At 73.9% G+C, this 14,429-nt stretch carries 11 protein-coding genes; 4 read left to right on the top strand and 7 right to left on the bottom strand.

The window, feature by feature from the left end; genetic code table 11:
• Positions 1-102: 102 nt before the first annotated feature.
• The 3 genes from ACFTWP_RS19890 to ACFTWP_RS19900 all read right to left on the bottom strand — a co-directional run bounded on the left by ACFTWP_RS19890 (position 103) and on the right by ACFTWP_RS19900 (position 4,782).
• Positions 103-759, bottom strand: coding sequence for a hypothetical protein (locus ACFTWP_RS19890; protein WP_380265905.1), 657 nt, complete (start codon positions 757-759; stop codon positions 103-105).
• Between the two features lie 226 nt (positions 760-985).
• Positions 986-2,341 carry a class I SAM-dependent RNA methyltransferase gene (locus tag ACFTWP_RS19895; protein WP_380265923.1) on the bottom strand — a complete coding sequence of 452 codons (1,356 nt, stop codon included), beginning with the start codon at positions 2,339-2,341 and terminating at the stop codon, positions 986-988.
• A gap of 356 nt (positions 2,342-2,697) precedes the next feature.
• Positions 2,698-4,782, bottom strand: a complete 2,085-nt coding sequence (locus tag ACFTWP_RS19900) for an APC family permease (RefSeq protein WP_380265906.1) — start codon at positions 4,780-4,782, stop codon at positions 2,698-2,700.
• 231 nt (positions 4,783-5,013) lie between these two features.
• Between ACFTWP_RS19900 and ACFTWP_RS19905 the strand changes: the two genes are divergently transcribed.
• A complete protein-coding gene (locus ACFTWP_RS19905) occupies positions 5,014-5,682 on the top strand; it encodes a potassium channel family protein (RefSeq protein ID WP_380265907.1) in 669 nt (222 codons plus the stop codon).
• Entirely contained in the window at positions 5,682-6,359 is a 678-nt protein-coding gene (locus ACFTWP_RS19910; protein WP_380265908.1) for a potassium channel family protein, read from the top strand. Before ACFTWP_RS19905 ends, ACFTWP_RS19910 begins: the two co-directional genes overlap by 1 nt.
• A gap of 124 nt (positions 6,360-6,483) precedes the next feature.
• Here the strand turns inward: ACFTWP_RS19910 and ACFTWP_RS19915 are convergent, their stop codons facing one another.
• The 4 genes from ACFTWP_RS19915 to ACFTWP_RS19930 form a co-directional block, all read right to left on the bottom strand.
• Positions 6,484-7,296: a DUF3159 domain-containing protein gene (locus ACFTWP_RS19915; RefSeq protein WP_380265909.1), complete on the bottom strand. Its 813-nt coding sequence runs from the start codon at positions 7,294-7,296 to the stop codon at positions 6,484-6,486.
• Positions 7,293-7,700 carry an OB-fold nucleic acid binding domain-containing protein gene (locus tag ACFTWP_RS19920; protein ID WP_380265910.1) on the bottom strand — a complete coding sequence of 136 codons (408 nt, stop codon included), beginning with the start codon at positions 7,698-7,700 and terminating at the stop codon, positions 7,293-7,295. The genes ACFTWP_RS19915 and ACFTWP_RS19920 overlap by 4 nt, the downstream gene beginning before the upstream one ends.
• Before the next feature lie 208 nt (positions 7,701-7,908).
• On the bottom strand, positions 7,909-8,589 hold the full coding sequence (locus ACFTWP_RS19925; RefSeq protein WP_380265911.1) for a response regulator: 681 nt from the start codon (positions 8,587-8,589) through the stop codon (positions 7,909-7,911).
• 153 nt (positions 8,590-8,742) lie between these two features.
• Positions 8,743-11,367 (bottom strand): ATP-binding protein, encoded by a 2,625-nt coding sequence (locus tag ACFTWP_RS19930; RefSeq protein ID WP_380265912.1) that lies wholly within the window; start codon positions 11,365-11,367, stop codon positions 8,743-8,745.
• A gap of 305 nt (positions 11,368-11,672) precedes the next feature.
• Between ACFTWP_RS19930 and ACFTWP_RS19935 the strand changes: the two genes are divergently transcribed.
• The gene (locus tag ACFTWP_RS19935; RefSeq protein WP_380265913.1) at positions 11,673-12,893 is read left to right on the top strand and encodes an ROK family protein; all 1,221 of its coding nucleotides are present in this window, start codon (positions 11,673-11,675) and stop codon (positions 12,891-12,893) included.
• Between the two features lie 124 nt (positions 12,894-13,017).
• A complete protein-coding gene (locus ACFTWP_RS19940; RefSeq protein WP_380265914.1) occupies positions 13,018-14,352 on the top strand; it encodes an LLM class flavin-dependent oxidoreductase in 1,335 nt (444 codons plus the stop codon).
• Positions 14,353-14,429 lie beyond the last annotated feature (77 nt).

Consider the following 14,429-nt stretch of genomic DNA (forward strand, 5'->3'; position numbering starts at 1 on the left):
CGGGGGGGGGGGGGGGGGGCCTGGTTGCCGGGGGGGGGGGGGGGGGGGGGGCCGCGGGCCCGGGCGGCGGGCGCCACCACGGTCGGGATCACGTCGGCGGGGCTACTTCTTCGCGAAACCGGCGATCACGGTGCCGTCCGCGCCGTAGGCGGTGACGGTGGGGGTGGACGCGGTCGGCGCGGCGCCGCCCGGGATCTCGACGTGGAAGGCGGCCCAGCCGGGGGCGCCCGCCAGGCTCACCACGTGCGCCTCGACCACGGCGCCGCCGAGGGCCACCGTGACCCGGTCCACCGGGGCCGCGCCCCGGTACATGCCGACGACCAGGGCGGAGCTCGCGTCGCCCGCGACGGTCAGCGAGATCTGACCCTCCGGCAGCGCCGCGACCTCGGCGCTCCACGAGCCGCCGGGCGCGCCGGGCTCCTTGGCCACGACGTTCTCCGAGCCCTTGTCCAGCCACAGGCTCACGCCCCGGCCGACCGGCACGCCCTGGTGCGGCTCGACCACCTGCACGTGGGCGGCCGCGGGCGACGCACCCGGCGGGACGGTCGCGGGCGAGGCGGTGACGGACGGCGCGGCGGAGGAAGCGGGTGCGGCCACCGGCGCGCCGGTGGAACCGGCGGAACCGGCGGAGGCAACCGTGCCGGTCGAGCCGGTCGAGGCGAAGGCCACGCCGCCGCCGGCCGCCAGCACCACGGCCGTGGCGAGGCCGAGGGCGGCACGGAGGGGCGGGCGCGGGGCGCGAGTGCGACGGAAGGGCATCGGTAACTCCTGGAGTCGGAACGGCGGATGAGGTCCCATCCACCCTCCAGACGGCAGCCGCGCCCCGAAACGCTGCTCCCGCCCCGAAAGAAGTTTCCACCGGTCGACACTTCCACCGGCCGGCCACGAACGCCGCGGGTGCAACCGGCCCGGCGCTCTACGCGGACGGGCGGTGGGCGAGTACCTCCGCCCACCGCCCGTCCGCGTACCCGCCGCGTCGAGGTGCCTACCCCGCGACCGGCTCCAGGATGGCCACGCACTCGAAGTGGTGGGTCATCGGGAACAGGTCGAAGGCCCGCAGCGAGACCGGCCGGTAGCCGCCCTCGCGGAAGAAGGCGAGGTCACGCGCGAGCGCGGCCGGGTCGCAGGCCACGTACGCGATCCGGCGGGCCGACAGGCCGGCCAGGTGGGCGACGGTCTCCCGGCCGGCACCGGCCCGCGGCGGGTCGAGGACGATCAGGTCGGTGGCGGTGATCCCGGTCCGCGGGAGCAGGCTCTCGACCTTGTCGCACTCGATCCGGACGTTCTCCAGCGCCGCCAGGTTGTGCCGGGCGTCGACCACGGCCTGCTTGCCGGACTCGATGCCGAGCACCGCGCCCTCCTCGCCGACCCGGTCGGCGAGCGCGCCCGCGAACAGGCCCACGCCGCAGTACAGGTCCAGCGCGTTCTCGCCGTACTGCGGGTCGAGACCGTCCAGGACGGCGTTCACCAGGGTGTCGGGGGCCTCCGGGTGGATCTGCCAGAAGCCGCCGTTGCTGACCCGCCAGGTGCGGCCCACGGCCACCTCCCGGACGAAGGTGCGGCCGTGCACGCGGTGGAAGCCCTCGTGCTCGTCGATCCGCGAGATCGAGACCGGCTTGTCCAGCTCCACGATCGGCAGCTGGGCGCCGGGCCGCGGCACCAGGACGACCTGGCGGTCCGAGGAGCCGGTGGCCGCGATCGCGTCCACCGAGGCGACGCCCGGCCAGTCGCGGGCCTCGATGCCGAGCTCGGTGACACCTGGCGCGGCGATCAGGCAGCGGTCGATCGGCTGGATGTCGTGCGAGCGGTGCTTGCGCAGGCCGACCCGGTCGGTGGCGGGGTCGACCGTGTACTGGACGCGGCTGCGCCAGGCGGGCACCTCGCCGGCCGGGAGCTTGGCGCCCACCGGCTCGACGCTGCCGTCCCAGCCGGCCTCGGCCGGGGTGAGGCCGGCCAGCTTGGCGAGCTGCTCGGTGAGCACCTGCACCTTCAGCTTGCGCTGGCCGCCGGGGGTCACGTGCTGCCAGTCGCAGCCGCCGCACTTGCCGGGGCCGGAGAACGGGCACGGCGGGGCGATCCGGTCCTTGGCGGGCTCCAGGATCTCCACCGCGTCGGCACGCAGGAACCGCGACTTGGTGGTGCCCTCGGTGACCTGGGCGATCACCTTCTCGCCGGGCAGCGCGTGCCGGACGAACAGCACCCGGCCCTCGTGCCGCGCCACGCAGTGGCCGCCGCCGTGCGCGACGGCGCCGACCTCGACCTCGTAGCGCTCGCCGACCAGCGGGTCGCCGCCGGGGCCGCGCGGGGCGGCCTCGGCCTTCGGGGCCCGCGGGGTGCGCAGCAGCTTCGGGGCCTTGACCGTCTGCTTGCGCGGTCCGGCGCCCCGGGGCTGGTCGCCCTTCGGAGCGGCGCCGCGACCCGCGCCGCCGGCCGCCTTCGCCCCGGCCGCACCGGCGGCCCTGCCCGTACCGGTGCCGGTACGGGGCTTGGAGCCGCCGCGGCCTTCGGAGCGGGGCTCGTCCGCACGGGGCGCCTCGCCCGGTGCCAGCGGCGCGGTCTGCGCGGTGTAGCCGTCGCGGTCGGTGGCTTCGGGACGCGCGGGCCGGGCGGACCAGCGCGGCCGGGCGACCTGGCCGGGCTTGGCGCCCTTGCGGGCCTGGCCCGACTTGCCGTTGGAGCGGGGCGGGGTGTTGCGGGTCACTTGGTGGTGTCCTTGCTGGCGTCAGCGGGGCCGTCGGAGCTGCCCGGGTCGGAGGTACCGGAGACCTTCGACTTTACGGCCTGCGGCCGACGCGGTTCACCGCGTCGCACCGCACCGGGCGCCGACCAGGCCTTCTGCGGCTTGCGCCGCTCCGAGGACTCCAGCTGCCACGGCACCGAGGTCACCATCACACCCGGCTTGAACAGCAGGCGGCCCTTGAGCCGCAGCGCGCTCTGGTTGTGCAGCAGGTGCTCGTACCAGTGACCGACGACGTACTCGGGGATGTAGACCGAGACCACGTCGCGCGGGCTGCTGCGGCGCAGGTTCTTCACGTAGTCCAGGACGGGGCCGGTGATCTCGCGGAACGGCGAGTCCAGCACCTTGAGCGGCACCTCGATGCCGCGCTCGTCCCACTCGCGGCGCAGCGCCTCGGTGTCCGCCGGGTCCACGTTGACCGAGACCGCCTCCAGCGTGTGGGCGCGGGCCAGCCTGGCGTACGCGAGGGCGCGCAGCGCCGGCTTGTGGAGCTTGGAGACCAGCACGATGGCGTGCACCCGGGTCGGCAGGACGACGTCGTCCGGCTCCTCCGCGGCGACCAGCTCCTGGGAGACCCGGTCGTAGTGCCGGCGGATCGCCTTCATCAGCACGAACAGCGCCACCATGGTGGCGATCGCGATCCAGGCGTGGCTGATCTTGGTGGCCAGCACCACGATCAGCACGGCCGAGGTCATCACCAGGCCGAAGGCGTTGATCGCCCGGCTGCGCTGCATGTGGGAGCGCTTGGCGGAGTCGGTCTCGGTGCGCAGCAGTCGGGTCCAGTGCCGGATCATCCCGGACTGGCTCATGTTGAACGAGACGAAGACGCCGACGATGTAGAGCTGGATCAGCCTGGTCGGGTCGGCGTCGAAGGCGACGATGAACAGGATCGCGGCCAGCGCCAGCAGGATGATGCCGTTGGAGAACGCCAGCCGGTCGCCGCGGGTGTGCAGCTGACGCGGCAGGTAGCGGTCCTGGGCGAGGATCGAGCCGAGCACCGGGAACCCGTTGAAGGCGGTGTTGGCGGCGAGCACCAGGATCAGGCCGGTCACGGCGGCGATGAAGTAGAAGCCCGGGGTGAAGTTCGAGAAGACCGCCTCGCTGATCTGGGCCAGCGCGGTCTTCTGGTGGTAGTCCGCCGGGGCCCCGACCAGCTGCTCGGCCGGGTTCTCGGCCATCTGGGCGCCGGTCAGGTGCGCCAGGTAGATGATGCCCATGAACATCACGACCGCGAAGCCCGCCATCATCAGCAGGGTGGTCGCGGCGTTCTTGCTCTTCGGCTTGCGGAAGGCCGGCACGCCGTTGCTGATCGCCTCGACGCCGGTGAGGGCCGCACAGCCCGAGGAGAACGCCTTGAGCAGCAGGAACACCATCGCGAAGCCGGCCAGCGACTCGTTGCCGGGGGTGGGCTCCAGGTGGAAGCCCGCACTCTCGGCCGGCATGTCGGCGCCGAAGAAGAAGTGCCGCACCAGGCCGTAGCCGACCATGCCCATCACGCCGACCATGAAGGCGTAGGTCGGGACGGCGAACGCGGAGCCCGACTCCCGGACCCCGCGCAGGTTCATGCCCATCAGCACGATCACCAGCGTGACCGACAGGCCCAGCTCGTGCCCGCGCAGCGCCGGGACGGCCGAGACCACGTTCGCCACGCCGGAGGTCGTCGAGACGGCGACGGTGAGGATGTAGTCGACGAGCAGCGCGCTCGCGACCACCAGGCCCGACTTGGGACCGTGGTTCACCGTGGCGACCTCGTAGTCGCCGCCGCCGCTCGGGTAGGCGTGCACGTTCTGCCGGTAGGACGCGACCACCGCCAGCATCACGATGGCGACGACGACGCCGATCTGCCAGGAGAAGTGGATCGCCGAGGCACCTGCCAGGGAGAGGGTGAGCAGGATCTCCTCGGGCGCGTACGCCACCGAGGACAGCGCGTCCGAGGCGAACACGGGCAGGGCGATGCGCTTGGGGAGCAGGGTTTCCCCGAGCTTGTCGCTCCGCAGGGCACGCCCGATCAGGATGCGTTTCGGAAGGTCAGTCGGCATAGGCACGGTAAGGAATCGTAGGGGGTACTCACACCCCGGTCCCACGCATGTCCCCCCCTTCGTCGGGACTGTGTTCGGGAGACCGGCTAGCGTGTCGCATGAAGGGCCGGCGGGCAACACTCCAGTTGTCACCGCGGAGGCCGCCGACAAGAGTCACCCCCAGCTCGGGGTGCGGAAGGACGATGAACGGTGTTTGCGCAGGTCAAGACCCCAACGGACCGGGTGAGGTAGCGCTCAGTGCACATCGTCATCATGGGCTGCGGCAGGGTGGGCTCCGCCCTCGCCAGAGCGCTGGAGAAACAGGGCCATTCGGTGGCCGTGGTCGACCAGGACCCGACGGCCTTCCGTCGCCTGGGTGCCGGATTCAACGGGCGGCGGGTCACCGGGGTCGGCTTCGACCAGGACACCCTCCGCGAGGCGGGCATCGAGGAGGCCGGCGCTTTCGCGGCGGTCAGCAGCGGTGACAACTCCAACATCATCGCCGCGCGGGTGGCCCGGGAGAACTTCGGCGTGGAGAACGTCGCCGCCCGGATCTACGACCCGCGGCGCGCCGAGGTCTACCAGCGCCTGGGCATCCCCACCGTGGCCACCGTCCGCTGGACGGCCGACCAGATGCTGCGGCGGCTGCTGCCCAGCGGCGCCGAGACCCTCTGGCAGGACCCGACCGGCACCGTGCAGATGGCCGAGGTCGCGTACGCGCCGTCCTGGGTCGGACACCGGCTGAGCGGCCTGGAGGAGGCCTCCGGGGCGCGCGTGGCGTTCGTCACGCGGCTCGGCGAGAGCGTGCTCCCGACGCCGCAGATGGTGGTGCAGGAGGGCGATCTCGTCCACGTGACGCTGCGCCGCACGGACCTGGCCGCGGTCGAGGCCGCGTTCGCCCAGGGCCCGAACGAGGAGGGCCACTGATGCGGGTCGCAATTGCCGGGGCCGGCGCCGTCGGCCGCTCCATCGCGGGCGAGCTGCTGGAGAACGGCCACGAGGTCCTGCTGATCGACAAGAACCCGAACTCCATCTCGGTGGAGCGGGTGCCGATGGCCGAGTGGCTGCTCGCCGACGCCTGCGAGATCACCTCGCTCGACGAGGCCGCGCTGCAGCGCTGCCACGTGGTGATCGCCGCGACCGGTGACGACAAGGTCAACCTGGTCGTCTCGCTGCTCGCGAAGACCGAGTACGGCGTCCCGCGGGTGGTCGCGCGGGTGAACAACCCCAAGAACGAGTGGCTCTTCAACGAGTCCTGGGGCGTGGACGTCGCCGTGTCGACGCCGCGCCTGATGTCCGCCCTGGTCGAGGAGGCCGTCAGCGTCGGCGACCTGGTCCGGCTGATGCGCTTCAGCCAGGGCAACGCCAACCTCGTCGAGCTGACGCTGGCCGCGGACACCGGCCTGGTCGGCGTGCGGGTCGGCGACGTCGAGTGGCCGCAGGACACCGCGCTGGTGACCATCATCCGCGAGGGCCGCGTGCTGGTACCGAGCGGCGACGACACCCTGGAGGGCGGCGACGAGCTGCTCTTCGTCGCCGCCCAGGAGCGCGAGGAGGAGCTGGAGAGCCTGTTGCTCTCCGGCGGCACCGGCGCCACCGACTGACCCGGCCCCGCCACCGGCCGGACGGCCGCGCACAGCCGAGGAGGGCCGTACCCGTGGGGGTACGGCCCTCCTGTCGCGTTCGGCCTTCGCGTTCGCCGCCGCCGGTCCGTGACCGGCGGCCGGGCTACTCGTCCTCGACGGCCGCCTTGATCGGCGCCGGCGCCTTCAGCAGGATCTGCCAGGTGACGTACATCGCCAGCAGCATCGGCGGGATGCCGAGCGCCACCTTCAGCCAGCCCAGCAGGTTGACGTTGCCGGTGAAGTACAGCGGGAAGAGGATCACCGGCTTGATGCCCATGATCACCACCCAGGCCCAGGTGGCCTTGGTGTACGCGGCCAGCCGGCCCGGGTTCTGCGTCCGCCAGGTGAACATCTCACCCGTGACCGGGCCCAGCATCACCCCGATCAGCGGCCAGCGGACCAGGGCCGAGACGGCCAGGCCCACGCAGTAGCCGACGCTCCACAGCAGGCCCGGGAGGTAGAAGTTCTCGGCCTTGCCGGTCTTCATCGAGATCCAGGCGCCGATCGCGACACCGAACACACCGCTGAAGGCGTGCTGGATGGTCTCGCGCTTGAACAGCCGCACCACCACGAACAGGGCGCTCAGGCCCAGCGCCGCCCAGGCGGCGCTGGCCACCTGGTGGGTGATGTTGTACGTGACGATGAAGACCAGGCCGGGCAGCGTCATGTCGATCATGCCGCGGACGCCGCCGAAGGCCTGCATCACCGTGTCGGCCGCCTCCCGCGAGGCGGCCGCCTCGCGGGCCGCCGCCTGCTCCGGGGTCTCCGGCTCCGCGGGCTCCTGCGGCGGCTGCGCCGCGGCGGGCCCGACCGGTCCGTCGAAGGACTCCTGGTAGGAGTGCCCGCTCGGCGGGGCGGGCTTGGCCAGGTCGAGCTGGGCGGCGGGGTCGCCGCCGGGCAGGTTGCTCACGCTCATTCGCTCCCGTGTCCTACCGGACGCAGCTCGTAGCGGGGGTTGAACAGCACGCGGCGCCCGCGTGCGTGGCTGATGCGGCCGCTGGCGACCAGCCGGCGGCCCGGTTCTATGCCCGCGATCGAGCGCCGGCCGAGCCAGACCACGTCGAGGGCTTCGGTGCCGTCGAAGAGTTCCGCCTCCAGCGCGGGTACGCCGGCCCGGGGGCGGAGCGTCACTGTGCGCAGGGTGCCCGCCACGGTGACCAGTTGACGGTCGCCACAGCTGGCTATCGGAGTGCAGCCCGACTCCGCCGCGCTCTCCTGCCGCAGTTCCTCCGCCTGGAGCTCCTCGGTGGAGGAGGTCAACCGGCTGAGCATACGGCGGAAGCGACCCTGCGGCTGGTCGCTGCTGATGTCACCACTCATGCCCGAAGGGTACCGGTTCGAGGGGCCCCGACGGCAGGGCCGGAGGTCCGTCGGACACCCGGACGGCCTGCGGACGGGCCCGCCGGAACACGCTCCCGGCCGGACCGGGCGCACCCCTCGGGCCGCGAAGCCGGGCCGCCGTGCCGGGCCGCCGTGCCGGGCCGCCGTGCCGGGCTCCCGTGTCAGGCCCCCGCGTCGGGTCGCCGTGTCAGGCCTCGAAGCGGTACCCCATGCCCGGCTCGGTGATGAAGTGCCGCGGATGCGAGGGGTCGGCCTCCAGCTTGCGGCGCAGCTGGGCGAGGTAGACCCGGAGGTAGTTGGTCTCGGTGCGGTAGGCCGGGCCCCACACCTCCTGGAGCAGCTGGGTCTGGCTGACCAGCCGCCCGGCGTTGCGCACCAGGACCTCCAGCAGGTGCCACTCGGTCGGGGTCAGCCGGACGTCGGTGCCGCCCCGGTTGACCTTCTTCGCCGCGAGGTCGACGGTGAAGCCCTCGGTGACCACCGTCGAGTCGTCCTCCCCGGCCACCGGCTCGGCCCGGCGGACGGCGGCCCGCATCCGGGCGAGCAGCTCGTCCATGCCGAAGGGCTTGGTGACGTAGTCGTCGGCACCGGCGTCCAGCGCCTCGACCTTCTCGTCGGAGGCGTGCCGGGCCGAGAGCACGATGATCGGGACGCGGGTCCAGCCGCGCAGACCCTTGATCACCTCGACGCCGTCCATGTCCGGCAGGCCCAGGTCGAGCACCACGACGTCGGGGTGGCGGGCGGCGGCCAGTTCCAGGGCGCTCGCGCCGTCGTGGGCCGCGTCGACCTCGTACTTGCGGGCCTTGAGGTTGATCACCAACGCGCGGACGATCTGCGGTTCGTCGTCCACGACGAGGACCCGGGTCATACGGGCTCCGCCTTTCGGTTCGGGTGGCTGGGCACGGGGGCAGGTGGCTGGGCACGGAATCGGGGCTGGGCACGGGACCGGGCTCGACGGCCGGCGCGGGACCGGACCCGAGCATGACCGCGGCGCGGGCGCGGGCCCGGGCCCGGGCCGCGGTCATGCGCGGGCGGCCCGCGGGGGATCCGGAACGAGCCCGTCGCCGGGCGGCGCCGCGGTCCGGGCGGCGGGCCCCGGCCGCGGCTCCGGTTCGGGCGGCCGCTCGACGGCCGGCAGCGTGACGACCATGGTGAGGCCGCCCCCGGGGGTGTCCTCGGCGCTCACGGTGCCGTCCATCGCCTCGACGAACCCCCTCGCGACGGCGAGGCCGAGACCGACACCGGCGCCGCGCGGGGCGTCGCCGTAGCGCTGGAACGGAGCGAAGATCCGCTCCTTGGCCTCCTCCGGCACCCCGGGACCGCGGTCCACGATCCGCAGCTCCATCCGGGCGGCGCCGCCGACCGGGTGCAGGGCGTCGGCCCTGACCAGGACCCGGACCCCCGGGGGGCTGTACTTGACGGCGTTCTCGATCAGGTTGGCGAGCGAGCGCTCCAACAGCCCCGCGTCGGCGTGGATCATCGGCAGCGACTCGGGGACGTCCAGCCGCACCGCGTCCGCCGGCACCCCGGCCAGCGCGAACGGCACGACCTCGTCGAGGTCCGTCTCCTGGATCAGCGGGGTGACGGTGCCGGTCTGCAGCCGGCTCATGTCGAGCAGGTTGTCGATCAGGTGGTCGAGGCGGTCCGCACCCTCCTCGATCCCGGCCAGCAGCTCCGCCTCGTCCGCCTCGTCCCACTCCACGTCCGCGGAGCGCAGCGAGCTGACCGAGGCCTTGATGCCGGCCAGCGGGGTGCGCAGGTCGTGCGAGACCGCGGCGAGCAGGGCGGTGCGGATCCGGTTCCCCTCCGCCTCCCGGCGGGCCGCGACGGCCTCCCCGGCCAGCCGGCGCCGCTCCAGCAGGACGGCCGCCTGGGCGGCGAAGGCGCCCAGCAGCCGGCGGTCCTCGGCGGGCAGCACCCGGCCGACCAGCACGAGGGCCAGCCGGTCGCCCACCGGCACGTCCACGTCCGCGAGCTCCGGCCGGGCCGGCGGATTGGGCCCGCTGGCGGCGGTGCACCGCCACGCGGCGTGCTCGTCGGCACGCTCCAGCAGGGCCGCCGAGCCCTGCTGGAAGGTCTCCCTGACCTGGTCCAGCAGGGCCGTGAGCACCCCCTCGCCGGTGGGCGCGCCGCGCAGCACGGTGCCGGCCAGCGCACTCAGGGTCTGCGCCTCGGCCTGGCTGCGGGAGGCCTGGTGGGTGCGGCGGGCCGCCAGGTCGACCACCGAGGCGACGGCGATGCCGACGGCGGTGAAGATGCCGACCGCCAGGATGTTCTGCGGCTCGCTGATCGAGAAGGTGTGGGTCGGCGGCGTGAAGTAGTAGTTGAGGGCGGAGGAGCCGACCAGGGCGGAGGCGACCGCCGGGTACAGCCCGCCGACCAGGGCGGCGCAGACCGTCACGGTCAGGAAGAGCAGCATGTCCGTGGAGAGGCCGAGCCCGTCCACATGGGTGAGCAGGACCGCCAGGAGCAGCGGACCGCCCACCCCGATCAGCCAGCCGGCCATCGCGCGCCGGCGCCCGAGGTCGGTGACCCGGCGCACCGGCACCCGCCCGAGCCCCTTCGCGGCGTGCTCGTGGGTGACGATGTGGACGTCGACGTCCCCGCAGTCACGGGTGACGGTGGCACCGACACCCGGGCCGTAGACCCGACGCCAGGCCTTGCGACGACTGGAGCCGAGCACCACCTGGGTGGCGTTGACGCCCCGCGCGAAGTCCAGCAGGCCGGCCGCCGGGTCGTCGCCGAGGACGGTGTGGAAGGTGCCGCCGAGGCTCTCCAGCAGGGCTCGCTGTTCGATCAGCGCCTGCGGGGAGCCCGAGCCAGCCAGCCCGTCCGAGCGGGTGATGTGCACGGCGAGCAGTTCACCGCCGGAGCCGCGCGCGGCGATCCGGGCGGCCCGCCGGATCAGCGTGGCGCCCTCCGGGCCACCGGTCAGACCGACCACGATCCGCTCGCGGGCCTGCCAGGTGCCCTGTATCCCCTGCTCGGCCCGGTAGGTCTGCAGGTACTCGTCCACCCGGTCGGCCGTCCAGAGCAACGCCAGCTCGCGCAGCGCGGTGAGGTTGCCGGGGCGGAAGTAGTTGGACAGCGCGGCGTCGATCTTCTCGGGTGCGTACACGTTGCCGTGCGCCAGGCGGCGGCGCAGCGCCTGCGGCGACATGTCCACCAGCTCGATCTGGTCCGCGCGGCGGACCACGTCGTCCGGGACGGTCTCGCGCTGACGCACCCCGGTGATGCCCTCGACCACGTCGCCGAGGGACTCCAGGTGCTGGATGTTGACGGTCGAGATGACGTCGACACCCGCCGCGAGCAGTTCCTCGACGTCCTGCCAGCGCTTGGTGTTGCGGCTGCCGGGGACGTTGGTGTGGGCCAGCTCGTCGACCAGCGCGACCTCCGGAGCGCGGGCCAGCACGGCGTCCAGGTCCATCTCGGTGAAGACGGCCTCGCGGTGGACGAGCTCGCGGCGCGGGACCACCTCCAGGCCCTCCACCTGCTCCAGGGTGTGCTCCCGGCCGTGGTGCTCGACGAAGCCGACCACCAGGTCCGTGCCGCGCCGGGCCCGCCGGTGCGCCTCGGCCAGCATCGCGTACGTCTTCCCGACCCCGGGGGCGGCCCCGAGGTAGATCCGCAGCCTGCCGCGTCCCATGTGCACCATTCTTGATCCGGTCCCGTCGGGGGGCCAGCCCCGGACACCTGTTCGCCACCTCCGAGACTACGGCTCGCCGGGCGCTCTGCCGCTGATCGGTGCGGTGGACGGCCAGTCTTAGCGCGATATTGACGGCGCGGTGCGACCGGGCGGGCGCACCGGCCCCGCACGCCGGCGCCGCACGGACCGCCACCCGGGCCCCACGGGCCCCGGCACGCTCCGGGTGCCGGGCCGCGGGGAGCCGGCCCGGGCCGCTTCACGCCCTCGCCACCGCCGTGCAACACACCGCTGGGAGCATCGACCGCATGCTCTCCCTGGTCGCACCGCCTGCGCACGACAGGGGCCCGCTGCCCACGGAGGGCGGCGGGACCGGAGCCGTGCTGCGCGCGGTGCTGGCCGGCGGCCCGCTGACCCGCAGCGCCGTGGGCCGGGCCACCGGCCTCAGCCCGGCCGCCGTCTCCCGGCACACCGCCGACCTCACCGGTCTCGGACTGCTCCGCGAACTCCCCCCGCCGGACGGACCGCCCAGGGCGGGCCGCCCGCGGCTGCCGCTGGACATCGACACCCGTCACCACCTCGCCTGCGGCGTGCACATCGGCGTGCCCTGGCTCACCTTCGCCCTGCTGGACCTGCGCGGACGGGTGGTCGCCCACGAGCGCCTGCCCCGGCGCGGGGACGCCGCGGCCGTCCTCGGCACCATCCGGGCGTACCTGCCGGGATTCCTGGCCCGACGGGCCGCCGGTCACTCGCTGCTCGGCCTCGGCGTGGTCACCGGCGGCTGGGTGGACTCCGAGAGCGGCAGCGTCGTCGCCCACGGCCCGCTCGGCTGGCACGACGTCCCCGTCCGCGACATCCTCGCCGACACCACCCGGCTGCCGGTGCACGTCGACAGCCACGCCCGGGCGCTGGCCCAGGCGGAGCTGCTGTTCGGCGCCGGCAGCACGGCCACCGAACTCGTCCAGCTGTTCGTCGGCAACGTCGTCGACGCGGCCATCGCCACCGGCGGCAACGTGCTGCGCGGGCGGCGCTCCCGCGCCGGCGACATCGGCCACCTCGCCGTACCCGGCTCCACCGAACCCTGCTCCTGCGGACGCACCGGCTGCCTCCAGGCCACCGTCGCGGACCGGACCCTCGCCCGCCGGGCCCACGCCCTCGGCCTGATCCCCGGCCCCGACTTCGACCTGCTGCTGCAGCTGACCCGCGCCGGGAACCCCGCCGCGATCCGGCTCTTCGAGGAGCGGCTCCGACTCGTCGCGCCCGCCGCCGGCCTGCTGCTGGACGTCCTCAACCCCGAGGTCCTGGTGGTCAGCGAGGCCGGGATGACGGTGGCCCCCCGCCTGCGCCCGTACCTGGCCGAGCAGATCCGGCTGCACTCCAACGCCGCACCCGAACAGCTGGTCACCGCGACGGCCTTCGGCGTCGAGGTGCTGGCGGTCGCGGCCTGCGCCGGAGTGGTCGACAGCGTCTACCAGCGGCCGATGGAACTGCGGACGGCCGCGCGCTCGACCGCTCGGACGACGCGTTGAGCCCCCGTCAACGGCGCATTAATTCCACGACCAGGTGAATCGTTGAACGGCCGCGGGACGGGCCGGAGAATCGGGTCAACCCCCCTTCCTCCCGCCCGCCTTCCGAGCCCCGGAGCGTTCCGTCATGCCCGAAGACGCCGCCGAGCGCCAACTCCACTTCAACCTCTTCCTGATGGGCGTCGGCCACCACGAGGCCGCCTGGCGCCACCCCCGCACCGACCCGTCCGACGCCGGGGACGTCGCGCACTTCCAGCAGCTCGCCCGGGCCGCCGAGGCGGCCTCCTTCGACTCGGTGTTCCTCGCCGACGGCGTCGAGGCCCGTTCCGACGGCGGCTGGGGCCTGATCAGCCACTTCGAACCGTTCACCCTGCTCACCGCACTGGCCGCGGTGACCACCCGGATCGGCCTGATCGGCACGGTCTCCACCGGTTTCTCCGAGCCCTACAACCTGGCCCGCCAGTTCGCCTCGCTGGACCACATCAGCCACGGGCGGGCCGGCTGGAACATCGTCACCTCGGCCGGCGACCGCGCCGCCCAGAACTTCGGCCGCAGCGCCAACCAGGACCACGCCGTCCGGTACGAGCGGGCCGCCGAGTTCCTCGACGTGGTCACCGCGCTGTGGGACAGCTGGGAGGACGACGCACTGCTGCTGGACCGCGCGAGCGGGGCGTTCGCCGCCCCCGGCCGGGTGCACGACGTCGACCACGTCGGCAAGCACTTCCAGGTGCGCGGGCCGCTGAACATCCCGCGCAGCCCGCAGGGCCACCCGCTGCTGGTGCAGGCCGGCTCCTCCGACGACGGCAGGGCCTTCGCAGCCCGTTGGGCGGAGGCGGTGTTCACCGCGCAGCAGACCCTGGCGGAGGGGCAGGCCTTCTACGGCGATCTCAAGCGGCAGGCCGCCGAGGCCGGCCGCGACCCGGCACAGGTGAAGATCCTGCCCGGCGTGGTGCCCGTCCTCGGCTCCACCGAGGCGGAGGCACGCGCCCTCGACGAGGAACTGGACGCGCTGATCAGCCCGGCCCGGGCGGTGGGCGTGCTCTCCACCGTCCTCGGGGTCGACCTCACCGACCATCCACTGGACGAGCCGCTGCCGCCACTGCCGCCGGTCACCGAGATCAACGGCGCGAAGAGCCGCTTCGAGCTGATCCGCGACCTCGCCGAACGCGACCGGCTGACCCTGCGCCAACTCGTCGGGCGGCTCGGCGGCGGCCGCGGCCACCAGGTCGTGGTCGGCACGCCCGAGCAGCTGGCCGACCACATCGAGACCTGGTTCACCCAGGGCGCGGCCGACGGCTTCAACATCATGCCGCCGATCCTGCCCGGCGGTCTGGACGACTTCGTCGAGCAGGTGGTCCCGATCCTGCGGACGCGCGGCCTGTTCCGCGAGGGCTACACCGGCCGCACCCTGCGCGAGCACTACGGCCTGCCGCGCCCGGCCGGGCGGTACGCGACGGCGTAATGCCGGGCACCGGGCCGGTGCCCGGCGTCATGGGGGGGGGGCGGGGCGCCGGGGGCCGGGGCGCCCCCCGTCGGCGG

The sequence above is a fragment of the Kitasatospora sp. NPDC057015 genome (assembly GCF_042673745.1).
In the GTDB taxonomy this organism is placed as follows: Bacteria; Actinomycetota; Actinomycetes; order Streptomycetales; family Streptomycetaceae; genus Kitasatospora.